Genomic DNA, 3,690 nt, shown 5'->3' with positions numbered 1-3,690 from the left:
CTTCGCAGTCTTCAAAGAACAGCGGGTAGGTGTTGGAGCCGCGCATGCCCAGCTTGTCCAGCTTGGTGCCCTTGCCAAAGCCCTTGAAGCCTTTTTCGATGATGAAAGCGGTCATGCCTTTGGCGCCGGCTTCTGGTTCCGTCTTGGCATACACGACGAGGGTGTCGGCGTCGCCACCATTGGTGATCCACATCTTGCTGCCATTGAGCACGTAGCGATCGCCGCGCTTGTCGGCGCGCAGCTTCATGCTGACGACATCCGAGCCGGCGTTGGGCTCGCTCATGGCCAGGGCGCCGACGTGGTCGCCGCTGATCAGCTTGGGCAGGTACTTCTGGCGCTGGGCTTCGCTGCCGTTGCGGTAGATCTGGTTGACGCACAGGTTGGAGTGCGCGCCATAGCTCAGGGCCACGGCGGAGCTGCCCCGGCTGACTTCTTCCATGGCCACCATGTGGGCCAGATAGCCCATGTTGGTGCCGCCATATTCTTCGGGTACGGTCAGGCCATGCACGCCCAGGTCGCCCAGCTTCTTCCACATCTGAGCAGGGAAGTTGTTCTCGCGTTCCACATCTGCGGCGATGGGCGCCAGCTCCTTGGCGACAAAGTGCTGGACGGTGTCGCGCAGGGCATCGATGTCTTCGCCGAGCTGGTGATTCAGGCCTGGCAGGTTCATGGTCTTGTCTCCTCAGGTGTATGGATGGAATCAGGTGGTGGGGTGGGCGCGCTTGGCCAGCAAGGCATTGCTGACGCGAGACACGGGCTTGCGGCCCAGTACGCCCGAGATGAAATCGGCGGCGTCCACCAGCTTGCCCAGGTCGATGCCGGTCTGGATGCCCAGGCCATGCAGGAGGTAGACCACGTCTTCCGTGGCCACGTTGCCGGTGGCGCCCTTGGCATAAGGGCAGCCGCCCAGGCCGGCCACGCTGGCGTCAAACGTGTGGATGCCGAGTTCCAGGCAGCCATAGATGTTGGTCAGGGCCTGGCCATAGGTGTCATGGAAGTGGCCGCTCAACTCGGCCATGGGCACATGCTTGAGCGCGCGTTCCATCACCTGCTTGACGCGGCCGGCTGTGCCCACGCCGATGGTGTCGGCGATGCCGATGTGGTCGCTGCCGATGTCGAGCAGGCGCTTGACCACGTCTTCCACGGCATCAATCGATACCTCGCCTTGATACGGGCAGCCCAATGCGCACGACACAGCCGCGCGCACCCGCATGCCGGTGGCCTTGGCAGCATCGGCAACCGCGCGGAAGCGCTCGATGGATTCGGCAATCGAGCAGTTGATGTTGCGCTGGCTGAAGGCCTCGCTGGCTGCCGCGAAGATCACGACCTCATCGGCGCCCGCCGCCAGAGCGCCTTCGAAGCCCTTCATATTGGGCGTGAGCACCGAGTAGCGCACGGTGTCCTGGCGCTGGATGCCGGTCATGACCTCCGCGTTGTCGGCCATCTGCGGCACCCACTTGGGGCTCACGAAGCTGGTGACTTCGATCTGCTTGAGACCGGCCTGCTGCAGCCGGTGCACGAGTTCGATCTTGTCGGCGGCGTCAACAGGGCGGGCCTCGTTTTGCAGGCCGTCACGCGGGCCCACATCAACCAAAGAGACGTGTCTGGGAAAGTGCGCGGGGATCATGATGGCGTTCTCTTGCTTTGAGTTGTTCACGGTCTGGCTGCCGGGGCCTTATTCGATGCGCAGCAGCTCGACGCCTTCGGCGACCTGATCGCCCACGGCACAGAGGATGGCCGCGACAGTGCCATCCTGAGGCGCAGTGAGCGTGTGCTCCATCTTCATGGCTTCGGTCACGGCCAGTGGCTCGCCTTGTTTGACTTGCTGGCCCTCTTTCACCAGCAGCGCCACGACCTTGCCGGGCATCAATGCCGTGAGGCGGCCAGTACCTTGATGGCTGTGATCGGTTTGCGTCAAGGGGTTGACGCGTTGCAGGTGCACGGCGCCTTGCGGCAAGAAGACATGGATGTCGCCCTCATGCTGGTAGGCACTGAAACGCAGCCGCTGGCCATCAAGCTGGATGTCGAGCTGATCGCCTTGCTCGCCACTCAGGCGCAACTTGAGCGTGCGGTCGCCGATCTGTAGTTCGTAGTCCTGTGCGCCAACGCGTGTGGTGATGACAGTGAGCGGCTCGCCATCGTGCATCAACACTTCGCGGTGGCGTGGCTGGCCGCTCAGGCGCCAGCCGTCCTGCACGGCCCATGGGTCGCGAGGGCGGTGGCCATGCGGTGCTTTTGCTGGTTGCAACAGGCAGGCCATGGCCGCGCCCACGGCGATGTGAGCTGGCACGCCTGGGGCCTGGAACAAGGCTGTGTGCTCTCGCTCGATCAAGGCCGTGTCCAGCTTCGCCTTGGCGAAAGAGTCCGTGTGGATCACGCGGCGCACGAAGGCCACATTAGTGTGCAGGCCAGTGATGTGCAGGTCACGCAGCGCGGCATCCAGTCGGCTCAAGGCGGCATCGCGGTCTTCACCCCACACGATGAGCTTGGCGATCATCGAGTCGTAGTAAGGCGAGATCACATCGCCTTCGCGCACGCCGCTGTCCACACGCACGGGCGCCACTTCAAAGGATGACGAAGCCGGTGTGCGCAAGGTCTGCAAGGTGCCCGTGGCCGGCAGGAACTGCTGCGATGGGTTCTCTGCACAGATGCGCGCTTCGATCGCATGGCCCTTGAGTTGCAGTTGCTCCTGCTGTAACGGCAGTGGCTCGCCAGCTGCCACGCGCAGTTGCCACTCGACCAGATCCAGGCCAGTGATGGCCTCGGTGACGGGGTGCTCCACCTGCAGGCGGGTGTTCATCTCCATGAAATAGAAGCGGCCGTCTTGCTCGCAGATGAACTCGACGGTGCCGGCGCCCACATAGCCCACGCTGCGTGCGGCGGCGATGGCGGCTTCGCCCATCTGGCTGCGGCGCTCGGCCGTCATGCCGGGGGCAGGGGCTTCTTCCAGTACCTTCTGATGACGGCGTTGAACCGAACAGTCGCGCTCGAACAGGTAGACGTAGTTGCCTTGCTTGTCACCAAAGAGCTGGATCTCGATGTGGCGCGGCTGGGTGACGTAGCGTTCCACCAGCACATGCGCACTGCCAAAGCTGGCCTGGGCTTCGCGCTGGCAAGAAGCCAGTGCGGCTTCAAAGTCCGCTGCTTGCTGCACGGCACGCATGCCCTTGCCGCCACCGCCTGCGCTGGCTTTGATCAGCACGGGGTAGCCCATGGCATCGGCCTGGTCCTTGAGGAGGGCGGCGTCCTGATTGTCGCCGTGGTAGCCAGGCACGAGTGGTACGCCGGCTTTTTCCATCAGGGCTTTGGCGGCTGATTTGCTGCCCATGGCGGCAATGGCCGATGCGGGCGGGCCGATGAAGGCGATGCCGGCTTCTTCGCAGGCCTGGGCAAAGTCTTCGTTTTCGCTCAGGAAGCCGTAGCCCGGGTGCACGGCCTGGGCGCCGGTGGCCTTGGCGGCTTCGAGGATGCGGTCGGCGCGCAGGTAGCTCTCGCGCGGGCTGGCCGGGCCGATGTGAACGGCTTCGTCGCAGGCTTTGACGTGCTGGGCGTTGGCATCGGCATCCGAATAGACGGCGACGGTGCGGATGCCCATGCGGCGCGCGGTCGCGGCCACGCGGCAGGCGATTTCACCTCGGTTGGCGATGAGAATTTTCTGAAACATCACAGCTCCGGGGCTCAGTCGTTGGG

3 protein-coding genes are annotated in these 3,690 nt (G+C 64.0%); all 3 read right to left on the bottom strand.

Annotated features, from left to right (window positions below):
- Positions 1 to 670: acyl-CoA dehydrogenase family protein (locus EPO09_RS03060; protein WP_290640027.1), on the bottom strand; the 670-nt coding region annotated here is incomplete at its 3' end.
- A gap of 30 nt (positions 671 to 700) precedes the next feature.
- A complete protein-coding gene (locus EPO09_RS03055; RefSeq protein WP_290640029.1) occupies positions 701 to 1,627 on the bottom strand; it encodes a hydroxymethylglutaryl-CoA lyase in 927 nt (308 codons plus the stop codon).
- A gap of 48 nt (positions 1,628 to 1,675) precedes the next feature.
- The gene (locus EPO09_RS03050; RefSeq protein WP_290640025.1) at positions 1,676 to 3,664 is read right to left on the bottom strand and encodes an acetyl/propionyl/methylcrotonyl-CoA carboxylase subunit alpha; all 1,989 of its coding nucleotides are present in this window, start codon (positions 3,662 to 3,664) and stop codon (positions 1,676 to 1,678) included.
- Positions 3,665 to 3,690 lie beyond the last annotated feature (26 nt).

Source organism: Aquabacterium sp. (assembly GCF_004297345.1).
In the GTDB taxonomy this organism is placed as follows: Bacteria; Pseudomonadota; Gammaproteobacteria; order Burkholderiales; family Burkholderiaceae_C; genus Aquabacterium.
This window is presented reverse-complemented; position numbering and strand designations above follow the sequence as displayed.

What these genes read in the sequence shown, in the direction of transcription:
- EPO09_RS03055 (WP_290640029.1), bottom strand. Translation starts at nt 1,627, where the DNA reads ATGATCCCCGCGCACTTTCCCAGACACGTCTCTTTGGTTGATGTGGGC.
- EPO09_RS03050 (WP_290640025.1), bottom strand. Translation starts at nt 3,664, where the DNA reads ATGTTTCAGAAAATTCTCATCGCCAACCGAGGTGAAATCGCCTGCCGC.